Here is a 13,570-nt window from a genome sequence, read left to right as displayed (position 1 = left end):
CACGCCGGTCATTGGTACGAGATCCGGCTCGTACACCATCATCGTGGACGTAACCTCGACTGGCTCCAGGCGACCGGCCGATTCGAGGCCACCTCCTACCAATCCTTGTGGGAATGGTCAGTGACCAGCCTGGAGGAGTTCTGGGCGTCCATGAAGGACTACTTCGGAGTGCGCACGACCGGTGTTGGCCCGGTGCTGGCAACACGGGAGATGCCCCTTGCCCAATGGTTTCCCGGCTCGCGGCTAAATTATGTCGACACGGTGCTGAGCCACGCCAAGTCATCCCGCCCAGCGATCATCGACGATTCCGAACCTGGCGGGCCCGGGCCGCGGACGGTTTCCTGGACCGAACTCGCCCGCCAGGTGTCCGCGCTTTCGAGCTGGCTGCGCGACCGGGGCGTGGGAGAGGGTGACTGTGTGGTCGGATACCTCCCCAACGTTGCCGAGGCGGTCATCGCCTTCCTCGCCACCGCGAGCGTTGGAGCGACCTGGTCGTGCTGCGGACAGGACTATCAACCCGAGGCGGTTGTCGACCGCCTCGGACAGCTCGCACCGGTGGTCCTCGTCACGGCCGACGGCTACCGCTTCGGCGGACGCGAGGTCGACCGCCTCGCGGCCCTGCCAGCCCTGCAGGCCGGGATGCCGACGCTGCGTGAGGTGCTCGTCGTCGATCGACTTCACTCTGGTACGAGTGTTCCCGCAGGCACCACGCCCTGGGTGGAGGCAGTCACAGGGGGTGGGCTGGCCATGACTCCCGCGCACGTGCGGTTCGACCACCCCCTCTGGGTGCTGTTCTCCTCGGGTACGACCGGGAAGCCGAAGGGGTTTGTTCACGGCCACGGTGGAGTCGTGCTCGAGCACCTCAAAGCCCTGGCCCTCCATCTCGACCTAGGGACTTCCGACACGTACCTGTGGTACACCTCGCCGAGCTGGATGGTCTGGAACTCCCTCGTGAGCGGCCTCCTCGTCGGCGCGACGATCGTCTGCTACGACGGAAGTCCGTCGTACCCGACCGACGACGCGCTGTGGGCGCTCGCAGCCCGGCACGAGGTCACCGTGCTGGGCACGAGCCCGGCTTACCTCCAGGCCTGCGCCCGAGCGGGCCGGTCGCCCGGCACCGACCACGATCTGCGTCGACTGAGGACCCTCGGGGCCACCGGATCCGTGGTACCTCCCGAGTTGCACTTCTGGATTGCCGATCACGTCGGCCGCGATGTGCCGCTCGCCTCGGTGACAGGGGGGACCGATGTCGCCAGCGGGTTCGCGGGCTTCGTGCCGATCCTGCCGGTGCGGGCAGGCGAGATCTCGGCCCCATACCTGGGCGTGGCCCTTGACTCGTGGGACGCCGACGGCCGAAGCCTGCGCGATGCCGTGGGCGAGTTGGTGGTGACACAACCGATGCCGTCCATGCCGACCAGATTCTGGAACGACCGCGACGGGGCCCGCTACCGAGAGACCTATTTCGAGAGCTACCCCGGGGTCTGGCGGCATGGTGACTGGGTCACCATCACCGAACGAAACACCGTGATCGTCCACGGACGGTCTGATTCCACGCTGAACCGTAACGGGATCCGGTTCGGTACCGCCGACATCTATCGCGTCGTCGAAGAACTTGCGGAGGTAGAGGAAGCTCTCGTCATCGGGGCGGAGCAGCAGAACGGTGAGTACTGGATGCCGCTGTTCGTCGCACTGTCCGATCACGCCGAGCTCGATGACGCGCTTCGCGAGCGCATTGTCGGGCGGATCCGCGAGGCGGTCTCGCCCCGAGTCGTGCCAGACGACGTGATCGTCGTCAGGGCGATCCCGCACACCCGAACGGGCAAGAAGCTCGAAGTCCCGGTCAAGCGCATCCTGCAAGGAAACGACGTCGCCGCGGTCGCCGAAGCACGATCGATCGACGACCCGTCCCTTCTGGAAACCTTCGCCCGCTACGCAGCCACCCGTGCTGCGAACTCACCGGTGCATGGCGCATGACCAAGGGAGACGACCTACTGGCCATGGCGCCGGTTCGTCACGCCGAGCGAATCGTGGCGGCTGTGTACCGGTGTCCGGCGTGGCCAACCTATGTCCCGGAAACGGCGCGCTCATACCGTTGATCTAACTGCGGTGGGTCGGAGACCCACCCCGCTGCCACTGACCAATCACTCCCATTCTGGAGGTACTTCATGGATACCGACATCCGCCCGCCCGCCGCAGCCGCCCCGCCGATCCGAGCGACCGTGTACGTCGGTCGCTGGCCCAAGATCCCCGCGGGCGACTGGCCTGAAATTCCCCGCGGGACGTTCTCGCCGACCACTGCGACGTTGATCACCGGTCCGACCGAAGCTGTGCTCGTCGATGCGCAGTATCTCAGGGATGATGTCCGGGACCTGGGCGACCTGATCGAGCGTACCGGGAAGACACTCACGACGATCTACGTGACGCACGCCCACGCCGATCACTACTTGGGTATCGGTCCCCTCAAGGAGCGGTTCCCGGACGCGAAGTGTGTTGCGCTGCCCCACGTGGTCGAGGCCATGAAGGAATCCATGGAAGTACAACGACAGCAGTGGGCGATGATGTTCGGTGACGCCTGCGTGGTGGGAGAGGCGCTCCCTGAGCCGATCAACGACCGGACGCTCTATGTTGACGGCTCGCCTCTCAACATCGTCGAGGTGAAGCAGGCCGACATCCATCCCACGACAATCGTGCACGTTCCGGAGATCGATGTCGTCGTTGCCGGTGACTCCATCTACAACGAGATCCACCCAATGCTCGGCCTGTCGACGCCCAAGGAATGGCAAGACTGGCTCGAGACCGTGGACCTGGTGGAGAAGCTGGCACCCAAGGTGATCGTCGCCGGCCACCGCAGGCCTGACGGCGACGACCACGCCGTCGATGCCATGATCGCCGAAACACGTGCCTACATCGAGGACTTCGCGGCTGCCTACGATGTTGCGGCCGATGCGGAGGACTTGGTCCGCATCATGTCGGCGAAGTACCCCCGCCACGGAAATCTCTGGACCCTGCAGTTCTCGGCCATGAGTGCGATCCAGTTCCGCGAGTCAGGTACGACCGCGGCAGACATCGAACCGTGACTCCATCACGCGGGGCCAGGCGTACACCTGCGTGGCTCGTTCCTGATGTCTCGCGAGGTACAGGGACACATGACGAACACTTGATGGGGCCGGATCGTCAACCTGTCGAGCACCTCGGCGCTCGCCTATCGCGTCCAGGCGAACTACGCGGCGGCGAAGGCGGCCTGCAGGGTTCACGAAGACGCTCGCCATCGAGCTCGGCAGATTCGGGGTGTCCGTGAACGCGGTCGCCCCCGGCCGTGTCCTTCTTCGTCAGCGAGGGTGCCGCGTTCACTTCCGGCCAAGTCCTGTACGTCGCCGGCGGTCCACAGAGCTGGGCCGACGGTCAACCCCGAAACACGCGAGGAGTACGCAGTGAAGGTCTTTCACGGCATCGAGCAGCTGGAGAAGTCGGTCGGCACCCATGTCGGCTTCTCTGACTGGCATACCGTCACTCAAGAGCAGATCGCCCGGTTCGCCGAGGCCACGGGCGACCACCAGTGGATCCACGTCGACCCGGAGCGGGCGAAGGGAGGTCCGTTCGGGACGACCATCGCCCACGGCTACCTGACCTTGTCGCTCGTTCCCATGCTGGTCTGGCAGGTCTACACGGTGGAGGGGCTACGGATGGGCGTGAACTACGGCACCAACAAGGTTCGGTTCCCCTCCGCCGTGCCCGTTGGGTCCCGGCTTCGCGCGGGCGTGGAGCTCGTCAAGATCCTCGAGACGCCGGCGGGACACCAGTTGACCACCCGCGTGACGGTCGAGCGAGAGGGCGGCGACAAGCCGGTCTGCGTCGCCGAGACGCTGAGCGTCCTGGTCGCGTGATCGGGGAATAGGGAACAGTCTGCTCCCTGGGCGGAAACGGCACCGCCCGGTCTCGACCTCGCCCGTTTCGGTGACTGATTCGCCGAGGGCGTCCAGTCGGCCAGGGACGCCGAGCTTTCCGCGACCCTAGTCGCTGGAGCCAAGTGGAACCTCACCTACGAAGTCATCGACGGCGTCGACCCGGCCGCGGTGTGGGCCTCACCGACTTCGGTCGCCGCGAGGGCTTCCTCGGAGGCCAGATCCGGCGTTAGAAGAAGTAGTTCGACGCGTCGATTGGCCGCGACCTGTCCGCGGCGCAGGAGCCGCTCCCGACCGACTTGCCATGTCACCGCCGGTGCCGTCGGCGGCGGGCATCGTGCACGGCGACTACAGGCTCCGACAACGTGCTCACGGACGACCGCGACCAGCTGGTTCGCGGTCATCGACTGGGAGATGGCCACGCTCGCGACCTGCTGACCGACGTCGCGCTGCTCGTGCTCTACTGCTGGCTCGGTGCACTGGCGGCGACGTCCTCGCCGACGCATTTACCGCGCCCGGCTTCTTCACCGAGGACGAGTTGCTGGCGCGGTACGCCGACCGCAGCTTCCGGGACTTCTCCGACTTCGGCTTCTACGTGGGACTCGCGGCCTTCAAACTAACGGTAATCCTCGAGGGCATACCGGACCGGGACTTGCACGTACTGCGCGGCCAGACCGTGTGTCGTGTTTCGAGCGGTTGGACGAGGTCGTCCCTACGCTCCTCGATACCGGCCTCGTGTCAATCAAGGGCGGTGCTGATGGAGTTCACCTTTGACGCGGTCTGTGGAATCTTTTCCTCCCCGCCTAGCACGGCGCGGGCCTGTCCAACCTGCAGTATGCGTCACTTGCCGAGTTCACCGAGCGGTCGATCCACTCGCGCCACCAGCGCTCAGCTGCGCTCAGCTGCGCCGCACCAGACACGGGCAATACGGAGGTGCCGGCGATGTTCGGCGCCGACGCGGAGATCCGATCGGCGTTCGCCTGACGGCGCCGGACGTCGCTTCCTCCGGCGCCACCAACGTCCCACGCTGATCGAGCGCGACGGCGACGAGTACGTGGCGAACGGTCGCAAGTGGTGGATCACCGCAGCGATGAACCACAACGCCCGGATCCTCATCGTCTTGGGAAAGACCGACCCCGGCGAGGATCGGCACCGGCAGCAGTCGAAGATCCTGGTGCCGCGCGACACCCCGGCCTGGAGATTAAGCGCGGCATGACTGCGTTTAGGTGCGACACAATGAGCACGGCGGGCACGCCGAGCTGGAGTTCCACGACGTCGGCGTGCCCACGAGCAACCTGATCGGGGACGATGGCCGGGGTTCCGCCATTGCGCAGGCCCGACTGGGTCCCGGCCGGATCACCACTGCATGCGCTCGATCGGTGTGGCCGGGCGCGCGATGAGCTCATGTGTGAACGCGCCGATTCCGTGTGGCGTTCGGGAAAGCAGGTCACAGTGCAGGGGGTCGTGCGGCAGTGGATAGCGGAGTCGCGCGTCCGCATCGAGTAGCTACGGCTGCTGCTCATGGACACCGGCGGCAAACACGGCAACCCACACGGAGATCCAGGCGATCAGGATCGCCGCCCCAAGCACGGTGCAGTGGATCCTGGACAAAGGCGATCCATGTGCACGGCGCCGCGGGCCTGTCACGGGATTTTCCGCTCCAGCGCCTACGTGCAGATCCGCACGCTGCGGCTCGCCGAGCGGACCCCGACGAGGTGCACAAGAGTGCGTTGGCGCGCAACGAGTTACGTCATCAGGCGGCCGCACGGGAGCACCGATGGGCAGGCCAGGCAACCTTGCGCTCTCATTCCGGCCTGGTAGTGACGCACTCGACCCTGTCCGCCAGGCAGAAGTCGCCGTCATGGATCGCGACGTGCCGTCTCGGCGCACGGGCGGCCTCGCGCACGGAAGGCCAGACCTTCCTGGTAGCTCTCGCGTTCGGCGAGCTGAATCATCGGCTACGCCCCGGCGTCGAGAAGAGCGAGCGACTCGTGAAGGACTTCCGCTACGGCCGCCGCAAGTGTTTGGCGGGGGCACTTGGTCAGCGAACGAGACCGGGGTGGACCGCATCGAGCGCGCGGCCGGGCCTTCCGCAATGTGCAGGCCGGTGCGAACACCGAGAATACGAGGAGGCCGCACGCCTTCGCTGAAGAACGGTCGCCGGTGAACAGCCCACTTCCCTACCAGCGCGGCCACTTCCCTACCAGCGCGGATCCATGGTGGGCATCCCCAGACCTGGGATGCCCACCATGGATCCACAGTCAGGAGATGGCGAGGCCGGAGAAAGTTGGTGGCCGACCCTCGAGATAGCTGTCAAGCCCCTCTCTGAAGTCTGGGGCGTTGAGCGCCTCGAGCATCAGTTGGTCGCCCTCCTCGATGGCCTCCGCGAACGTGCTGTCGTTGGCCTGGAGCAGTTGCCGCTTGATCGTCCGCATCGCGGCCGGAGAGCAGTTGTCGGCCAGCTCCTCGGCGTAGGCGACCGCCGCGTCGAGCAGCATCTCGGGCGCGACGATCCGGTCGACCAGCCCCAGCTGAAGAGCCTCTTCGCCGAGGATCACCCGGGATGAGAGCAGGATGTCCAGGGCGCGACTTCGGCCCACCAGGCGCGGCAACAACCAGGCGACGCCGTACTCGCCGATGAGGCCGAGGCGGGAGAAGGCGGCGGTGAACTTTGCCTTCGGGGTGGCGAACCGAACGTCGCAGTACAACGCCTCGATGAGGCCAAGGCCGGCGGCTGCGCCGTTGATCGCAGCGACAAGCGGCTTGCCGAACAGCAGCGGTCGGTGGCGCGGGGGATCACGCCGCACCATCGCACCGAAGTCACCGCTCTCCACGAGCCCCTCCAGGTCGTCCATGTCAGCACCGGCACAAAACCCGCGACCGGCTCCGGTCACCACGACCGCACGCACCTCCGGATCCGACTCAGCTTCGTCGAGCAGCGCGAAGTAGCGCTTCTCCAACGCCTCATTCCAGGCATTGAACCGGTCGGGACGATTCAGCGTGAGGATCAAGACACCTCCCCGCCGCTGCGTGAGGACGACGTCGGTCCCGGGCGGAGCTGTCGTCTCGGTCATGTCTGTGATCCTCTCCTCGTGGTGGTTCGGTGATCTGCGAGTAGTTCGCGGTGTTGCGCCCATCGGTGCGACCGGCGGTAGGAGACCCCGGTCTGACAAGGTCCCAGGGCACACAGCCGGCGTGCCCCGGGATCGTCGATCACGATGCGGAGAGCTCGTACGGGACGGGCCGGTTCTCCTTGGCCCAGAGCTTCTCCATGTCGGAAAATGCCGGTGGCGGAATGAGGCCCTGCGTGCGCCAGAGATCCAAGGGCGTCTCGTCGATGTGGATCTCCCAGTCGTGGCCGCGGTCCTTGACGAAGGGTGCAAGCTTGGCCTCGATGATGCTCATGAACCCCGCGCGTTCCTCCGCGGTGCCGCCGTTCCGGGCGATGTGATCGACTCGAATCCGAACGAAGTTGTCGTTCGCCTTACCGCCGACGTACATGCTGTTGTCTGGCATGTCCTTGAACAGCACGACTACATAGAACTTAGGCACGTCAACCAGGCTGACGTAGATTGATGTGATTGCTTCGGACAACTGCTCTCTGTCCTCGGGGGTGAAGGCGTTCTCGGGGGCAAAAATCTCCCAGTACGGCATGACGGTTCCTCCTCATTGGATTGGTGCGGCGGGACTTGTGCCGCGTCAGCGATTGCTTCGGTGTGGGTTTCTACGCCAGGACGCGTAGAAAGTGTTCGCACGCAGCCTTAGACGACGCCTCGAATGCGGCACCCGTGTAGACATCGAAGTGACCACAAGGCAGCACGAGCAACTGCTTGGGCTGCAGGGCCCGTTCGTAGGCCTCGAAGGCAAGTTCTGCGTACGCACTGATGTCTTGGTCAGCCACGATCATCAGTAGTGGGGTCGGTGAGATCCGGTGGATTCCATCGCCCGGCTCGAACTCGACGATCCGCTCGAGCGAACCGAGGGTCACCTCGTTGCGCCAGGTCGGAGCCCTGTCCTGCGCGGTTTTGGTGAAGAACTCCCAGGATTCGGCGCTGGACATCAGCGCGGGAGCCAGCGGATCGGCGTCCACGGCCGGCATCAGCGTGGGCTCCCCGCCGTGGTAGAGGTTGCGTCGTTCGCCGTCCAGCTGGGCGCGCACCGTTGGCAGGAAGTCGGGACGAACCAGCCGCGTCATCTGGCCGGAACCGCTGATGAAGGGGACCTGAGCGACAACGGCTCGCACCCGACGATCGACCGCGGCCACGCTCAGCACGAGGCCGCCGCCATGGCTGGATCCCCAGATGCCGACACGGCCGGGGTCGACGTCCTCGCGGCCAGTCGCATACGTGATGGCGTGCCGAAGGTCGCGGGCCTGGGTCATCGAATCGATGTGCTGGCGCGGAGCGCCGTCGCTCGCGCCGAAGTTTCGGTGGTCGTACACCAGAACATTCAGTCCCGCTCGGGAAAACAACTCGGCGTAGTCGTCGAGATACATCTCCTTGACGGCGGACAGACCATGCACCATCACCACCAGTGGGCCCTTGGAATCGGCCCCTTCTGCGGGATAGAACCATCCGCGCAAAGTGACATTGTCCGCTGAGAATTCAATATCCTCACGTGGCATTAAAGATCCTTCCGACATCCGTACGCTTGTTGAAGAAGGTAGTGACGTGGGACACACCATTGAAGGGACGCTTGCGCCCACTCCGAGTACACGTCCGCCATCCGCGGTCTGCCGTTCGCTCGGCGACGAAACCATCGACGTCGGGCTCGCTTTGCAGTGCTCGCGCAGCATCTAACGCCGCAGCAACGTGAGTGACGAGCTTCGGTGCGGGGATATATTTGCGATCACGTCGACGAAGCGGCTGATCACCGTCGGGTCGACGAAGCGGCTGATCACCGTCGGGTCGACGGAGCAGCTGCCGCTGCCGACTTGGAGGTGGTAGCGGCGTCCCAGCCGGACCGGTTGACTCACCGACCGCCTGTGACTGGCGGCAGGGCAGCATCGATGGCCGATCGGCATCGAGTCGGTCGAATAGACCGGGGCTGATCTTGGGTAAGGGTCAGGCGTTCGACGCGGGATCTCGCCGAACTGCTGCTGCGACGCATCGTCCCGAAACCACGGCGACCGACCCACTCAGCGACCACCGTGGCAGGCATCTCCGGCATGCTGCCAGGAGTTGCCGCACCTGTGGCGCGAACGACCGCTGCACCGCTGGCCGTTTATATCTCGGCGACGTCCCGAGGCCAACGCCGGCTCCCTTCTTAGACGTACCGATCCGGACCCCGCGCGAGCTGATGCTTCGAACGACCGGCCGCGATGACCCGACGGATTGTTGACCGGCCGAGCAAGGCCGGCCAACATCCGTCAGGCCACGTGTGATGCGTCAGGCCTTGACGTCGACTACGGTGCGCCCGCGTACCGCTCCGTCGAGGACGCGCTTGGCCACTGCGACCGCCTGGTCCAGGGGAACGGTGGTGGTCATCTCCTTCAAGAGGCCAGCGTCCAGATGCTCAGCGAGTAGGTCCCAGGCGTGAGTGCGGCTGCGCGTCGGGGCGTGGACAGAGTCGATCCCGATTAGCGTCACGCTTCGTTGGATGAAAGGAATGACTGAGCCCGGTAGGTCGAATCCTTGCGCCAGTCCGCAGTTGGCAACAGCACCTCCGTAGTGAATCTGGCGAAGAACGTTCACCAGGGTGTGGCTACCTACGGTGTCGACCGCGCCGGCCCACCGTTCGGCGCCGAGCAAGCCTTTGGCGGGGCTGGACAGGTCAGCCCGATCAATCACGGTGGACGCCCCCAAGTCAAGGAGGTAGGAGTCTTCGGACCGGCGCCCGGTCGACGCGTGAACCTCGTAGCCAAGGGTCGAGAGCAGCGCAATGGCAACTGACCCCACGCCTCCTGCGGCCCCTGTCACGATCACCGGGCCGTTGGCTGGAAGCACGTCATGACGTCGAAGCGCCAGGACGGAGAGCGCAGCGGTGTAGCCGGCCGTCCCGATTGCCATCGCATCCCAGGTCGTGAATCGCCCCGGAAGCCTCGTCACCCAGCCTGCGGGCACTCGGGCCCGCGTCGCGAGCCCCCCGTTGTGGTGCACGGCGAGCCCCCATCCGTTGACGGTGACCTTGTCGCCGGCGACGAACCCCGATTCGGCAGTTGCTTCCTCGACGGTGCCCGCCAGGTCGATGCCGGCGACGATCGGGAACCGCTCAATGACAGGAGCGGCACCAGTGATGCCGAGGCCATCCTTGAAGTTCACTGTCGAGTACTCGATGGCGATGGTGACATCTCCTTCGCCGAGTTCGTTGTCGGGGATCTGCGTCAGCTCGGCGCGTTGTCCGGCTTCGTCCTTCGTTATCTGCAGTGCACGCATCGTGGTGCCTTTCCGTGGATTGTGGAACTAACGCGTCCGAGTCGGGCGGTGGCTCCGAAGCGCTCGCGTCATGTGGATTGCAAAGCGATCGCTGACCGAAGGCAACGACGTGGCGGACGGGTGTCGCCGTTTGGTGCCTATACGTGCGCGTCGGCCACCGGTACAGAGCTCCAGAAGTTCGTGAGTGTCTTGGCTGCGAGCTTCGGATCCTGGAGCATCCACCAGTGCTGCAGAGGAAGTTCGACCACCGTTGCGCCCGTGCGCACAGCCGCGCGACGCCGCATCTCGACGTTTCCGACGAAGTTGTCTTCGGTGGCGATGACAACGAGGCCCGGCACTGCCGACGCGTCTGCGAGGTGCGCTGCCATGTGCTTCAGGATCGGTTCGGGTGCCGACCGGTAGAGGGCGAGAAGGCATCGCATCATGGTCTGGTCCTGCCCTACCGCCAGCTCCTTGGCAGTCTGTTCCGGGATCCCCAAGGACAGGTTGGTCTGGATTCGGTCTTCAACCGTCTCGCCGAGGAACGCCTTGGTGGCTGCCTCGCCGCTGTCGATGGTGCGCCATTCCTGCGCCAAGTCGTGCCAGACATATTCGGGGTCGAACCCGCCCATGACGTCGATGGTCCAGGATAGCAATAGGTCTGGCCGGCTCATCGCCGTATTCATGACGTGGACTCCACCCCAGTCGTGTCCCACGAGGTGCACTGGATGGCCGATCGCTTCCAGCTCGCTGATCAACCAGTCACGGTATTCGATCCAGCTGGCACCGAACCGGTCCGGTACGGGCGCCCCGTACCCGGGGGGAGAGAGGCAGATGACATCATCGTGTCCCAGCTCTCGGAGCATGGGTCGCCAAATGACGTCGGTTTCTGGATTTCCGTGGACCAGGACGATTGTCATGACACTTCTCCGTTTGCTGTCGGGTGTGTGGGTGATTGCGCCGCAAGGAAGGGCTTGTTCTATGACGACCGGGGGGTAGCCGGCGCTCGAGGCCTGGAGACGGATGCGACCCATTCGAGGTCGAGCGAGATATCCCCCGCCCGTCTCATCTGCCGACGCCGTGGCTTGGAGACCCAGACGCCGACCACGGGCGGCATCCACGTTGTTGCGCCCGGTGACATGCGTGACCGCGTGGCTGTGGTCTGGACCTCGGACAATGGGGCGATGTCCTGCCGCGGCAATCGATCGCGCGGGCTGCAACTGCGGTGACATTCAGCCGTTGCGCGGGAACGGGTTCCAGCCTGGTCGTCTAGGTGCACGTCTGCGACGACGGCGGACACGCCGGGAGCCACGGCCCGGACGCCGCGAAACAGCGCGCTCGCCGCTGGATAGAACCACCCCGGCAAGGCCATGTCGTCAGGGCAGAATCCGACAAGCTCACAAGGCATCGAGTGTCCTTCCGTAAACTGTTGCGGTTCACTAGAAGGTAAAGTTCTGGAGCATAGACTCGAAGGGACGGGGGCGCCGTGTGGATGTACAGATCCGCCACGTTCTATCACGAGCGGGACTGGCCGAATTGTCTGAACGAGAAGGTCGGGCCCTGGAGGAATCGTCAAATCCTGTGGATCGGGAGTCGTCAGGCGACTTCGGTCTTCGGGTGTCCGGTTTGACAGTTCCGGGGTGATTTCGACCGCCCACGCCCCCGGCCCCCTGGTCCGCAAACGCACTCTCGCAAAGGTAGATTCGATGAGATTTGTCGTGCGGAGATGTACCCAGTACTGCTGCTCATTCCGAGAACGCCCGTCGAGCGTGCAACTCGGCAATCACGGATGGCTCCGTAGATTTGCCATGTCTGCTTCGGCCCTTGGGTGCCTTGGGATGGCTGCCCCTTGCCGGTGACCGCATCTGCCGGGTGCCGGGCTTGGTCGAGGTCGGCGCGCATGCGGGCGGCTTCTTCTTCTTCTTCTTCTTCTGCGAGTCCGGCGGCTCTCCTCTGGTCGGCGTCCCCGCCGCGTCGTTGATCAGTCCGGCTTGCATCGCTTTATAAGAATCGAAGTATTCGGCAAGAAGCAATGCTTCGATGCTAGTTTGTCGCCTGCGATACGAAGTAGCGTGAAGGTAGAGGCACTCTCTGGACTGAGACCCAATTTGACAAATGGCATGGGAAGGTTGCTGAGCGTCCAGCGAATACTAGATCACAGTGCATTAACATCGTGGCGCCGATGCCGATAGCGAAACCCTCGACCACTGCGATGGTATGTTTTTCCATGGCGTGCAGAGAATGCAATACCTTAATGCCACCGAGCGAATCGGGTGTTGACGGAAGTCCGCTAGAACATGGCATCTTGCTCGGCATTCTTAGATGCTTGGCCCAATTCTTCGCCTGCCCTAAGATGAGACCGTAACGTCTTAGACGGACGGTCGATAGTCAACAAGCGTATTCCTGGAGTCGGATTGCTAATTGCAAATGCGCATCGTTTCAGGTGCTTTTCCCATTTCGGCAACCATCGCAACACGCTACATTTCGATTTTCCCCCCAGGCAGTTGCGCCCACAATGCGGAAGGACAGCTCTGCGTAACGCTGAGCAAGCATGCTCGCATCAGGGTGCGTGTTGGAGGGAAACCAACGGCTGACATCCACGCCAAGCGAAGTAATCGCGAGAACCGCAGCGTCTTTGTCGATTGCATGAAATTCACCGCTCAACTCGCCGGCGCCGATGATATTAGCGAATACACCGGAGGTTGCACGTCTGACGTCGACAACCTCTTTGAAATGTTCAGGCGTGAGTGATCTCAGTTCATATTGCACGACTCTCGCGAGAGCATGATTCTCAGCGTGCCACCTTACATACGCGGCGACGGTGAAACCCAACCTGGCAGTCGCTGAATCGGTATCCGCATCCGCCTGCCTCACGACCTCCAACGCGGCCCGGTGGCCTTCCAGACTGATGGCGAACAGCAACGACTCCTTGGTTTTGTAATGCGGATAGACCGCCCCCGGGCTCATGTCGAGGCTGGCGGCGATCTCCCGGGTAGTGGTGGCGCCGTACCCCTTGACGGCGAACACCTCGATGGCCGCGGCGCGTATCCGCGCAGCGGCTTTCGAGGTACTCCGCCCCGTGACAACGGTGGGTATCGGTGCGTCCATCGCACTGTGCCTCTCGGTTTGCGGGGGTTGACAGGTCTCCTCCGACACCGCCAGTATATGCAAGCGCATAGAAAATAAGCATTTGCTTAGGATCGAGGGCTGCAGGTCTGCATCGACGGCCGTCCCTCCCACATCAATCGGTAGGAGTTCCTCATGCCCGAGGCTGTCATCGTTTCCATCGCCCGTTCGCCGATCGGTCGCGCCATG

At 64.1% G+C, this 13,570-nt stretch carries 13 protein-coding genes and 1 pseudogene; 5 read left to right on the top strand and 9 right to left on the bottom strand.

Annotated features, from left to right (window positions below; genetic code table 11):
- Positions 1-21: 21 nt before the first annotated feature.
- From QM806_RS40555 to QM806_RS40540, 4 genes and pseudogenes are all read left to right on the top strand, one after another.
- Positions 22-1,974: an acetoacetate--CoA ligase gene (locus QM806_RS40555; protein ID WP_283295004.1), complete on the top strand. Its 1,953-nt coding sequence runs from the start codon at positions 22-24 to the stop codon at positions 1,972-1,974.
- A 191-nt stretch (positions 1,975-2,165) separates the two neighbouring features.
- Positions 2,166-3,077, top strand: coding sequence for an MBL fold metallo-hydrolase (locus QM806_RS40550; RefSeq protein ID WP_133984114.1), 912 nt, complete (start codon positions 2,166-2,168; stop codon positions 3,075-3,077).
- 21 nt (positions 3,078-3,098) lie between these two features.
- Positions 3,099-3,388: pseudogene (locus tag QM806_RS40545) on the top strand (SDR family NAD(P)-dependent oxidoreductase); the annotation flags it as partial.
- A 43-nt stretch (positions 3,389-3,431) separates the two neighbouring features.
- Entirely contained in the window at positions 3,432-3,884 is a 453-nt protein-coding gene (locus tag QM806_RS40540) for a MaoC family dehydratase (protein WP_120660975.1), read from the top strand.
- A gap of 155 nt (positions 3,885-4,039) precedes the next feature.
- Here QM806_RS40540 and QM806_RS40535 read toward each other — a convergent pair whose 3' ends face one another.
- Positions 4,040-4,324, bottom strand: a complete 285-nt coding sequence (locus tag QM806_RS40535; protein ID WP_037206360.1) for a hypothetical protein — start codon at positions 4,322-4,324, stop codon at positions 4,040-4,042.
- 632 nt (positions 4,325-4,956) lie between these two features.
- Between QM806_RS40535 and QM806_RS41515 the strand changes: the two genes are divergently transcribed.
- Positions 4,957-5,118 (top strand): hypothetical protein, encoded by a 162-nt coding sequence (locus tag QM806_RS41515; protein ID WP_310794461.1) that lies wholly within the window; start codon positions 4,957-4,959, stop codon positions 5,116-5,118.
- A 1,045-nt stretch (positions 5,119-6,163) separates the two neighbouring features.
- Here QM806_RS41515 and QM806_RS40525 read toward each other — a convergent pair.
- The 8 genes from QM806_RS40525 to QM806_RS40490 all read right to left on the bottom strand — a co-directional run bounded on the left by QM806_RS40525 (position 6,164) and on the right by QM806_RS40490 (position 13,363).
- Positions 6,164-6,976 carry an enoyl-CoA hydratase-related protein gene (locus tag QM806_RS40525; RefSeq protein ID WP_120660974.1) on the bottom strand — a complete coding sequence of 271 codons (813 nt, stop codon included), beginning with the start codon at positions 6,974-6,976 and terminating at the stop codon, positions 6,164-6,166.
- A 139-nt stretch (positions 6,977-7,115) separates the two neighbouring features.
- Positions 7,116-7,556 (bottom strand): tautomerase family protein, encoded by a 441-nt coding sequence (locus QM806_RS40520; protein WP_120660973.1) that lies wholly within the window; start codon positions 7,554-7,556, stop codon positions 7,116-7,118.
- Between the two features lie 70 nt (positions 7,557-7,626).
- Positions 7,627-8,526, bottom strand: coding sequence for an alpha/beta hydrolase (locus tag QM806_RS40515; protein ID WP_120660972.1), 900 nt, complete (start codon positions 8,524-8,526; stop codon positions 7,627-7,629).
- A 171-nt stretch (positions 8,527-8,697) separates the two neighbouring features.
- The gene (locus QM806_RS40510) at positions 8,698-8,877 is read right to left on the bottom strand and encodes a hypothetical protein (protein WP_120660971.1); all 180 of its coding nucleotides are present in this window, start codon (positions 8,875-8,877) and stop codon (positions 8,698-8,700) included.
- Positions 8,878-9,289: 412 nt separating this feature from the next.
- Positions 9,290-10,276 carry an MDR family oxidoreductase gene (locus QM806_RS40505; RefSeq protein ID WP_120660970.1) on the bottom strand — a complete coding sequence of 329 codons (987 nt, stop codon included), beginning with the start codon at positions 10,274-10,276 and terminating at the stop codon, positions 9,290-9,292.
- Between the two features lie 137 nt (positions 10,277-10,413).
- On the bottom strand, positions 10,414-11,175 hold the full coding sequence (locus tag QM806_RS40500; RefSeq protein ID WP_120660969.1) for an alpha/beta fold hydrolase: 762 nt from the start codon (positions 11,173-11,175) through the stop codon (positions 10,414-10,416).
- A gap of 825 nt (positions 11,176-12,000) precedes the next feature.
- Entirely contained in the window at positions 12,001-12,288 is a 288-nt protein-coding gene (locus tag QM806_RS40495; RefSeq protein WP_283295003.1) for a hypothetical protein, read from the bottom strand.
- Positions 12,289-12,694: 406 nt separating this feature from the next.
- Positions 12,695-13,363: a TetR/AcrR family transcriptional regulator gene (locus QM806_RS40490; RefSeq protein ID WP_120661468.1), complete on the bottom strand. Its 669-nt coding sequence runs from the start codon at positions 13,361-13,363 to the stop codon at positions 12,695-12,697.
- Positions 13,364-13,570 lie beyond the last annotated feature (207 nt).

It is taken from the genome of Rhodococcus sp. IEGM 1351 (assembly GCF_030056875.1).
In the GTDB taxonomy this organism is placed as follows: Bacteria; Actinomycetota; Actinomycetes; order Mycobacteriales; family Mycobacteriaceae; genus Rhodococcus_F; species Rhodococcus_F opacus.
This window is presented reverse-complemented; position numbering and strand designations above follow the sequence as displayed.

Bases quoted from the DNA above. Each gene is read 5' to 3' on its own strand.
- QM806_RS40550 (WP_133984114.1), top strand. From the start codon at position 2,166: ATGGATACCGACATCCGCCCGCCCGCCGCAGCCGCCCCGCCGATCCGA.
- QM806_RS40525 (WP_120660974.1), bottom strand. From the start codon at position 6,976: ATGACCGAGACGACAGCTCCGCCCGGGACCGACGTCGTCCTCACGCAG.
- QM806_RS40520 (WP_120660973.1), bottom strand. From the start codon at position 7,556: ATGCCGTACTGGGAGATTTTTGCCCCCGAGAACGCCTTCACCCCCGAG.
- QM806_RS40515 (WP_120660972.1), bottom strand. From the start codon at position 8,526: ATGCCACGTGAGGATATTGAATTCTCAGCGGACAATGTCACTTTGCGC.
- QM806_RS40505 (WP_120660970.1), bottom strand. From the start codon at position 10,276: ATGCGTGCACTGCAGATAACGAAGGACGAAGCCGGACAACGCGCCGAG.
- QM806_RS40500 (WP_120660969.1), bottom strand. From the start codon at position 11,175: ATGACAATCGTCCTGGTCCACGGAAATCCAGAAACCGACGTCATTTGG.
- QM806_RS40490 (WP_120661468.1), bottom strand. From the start codon at position 13,363: ATGGACGCACCGATACCCACCGTTGTCACGGGGCGGAGTACCTCGAAA.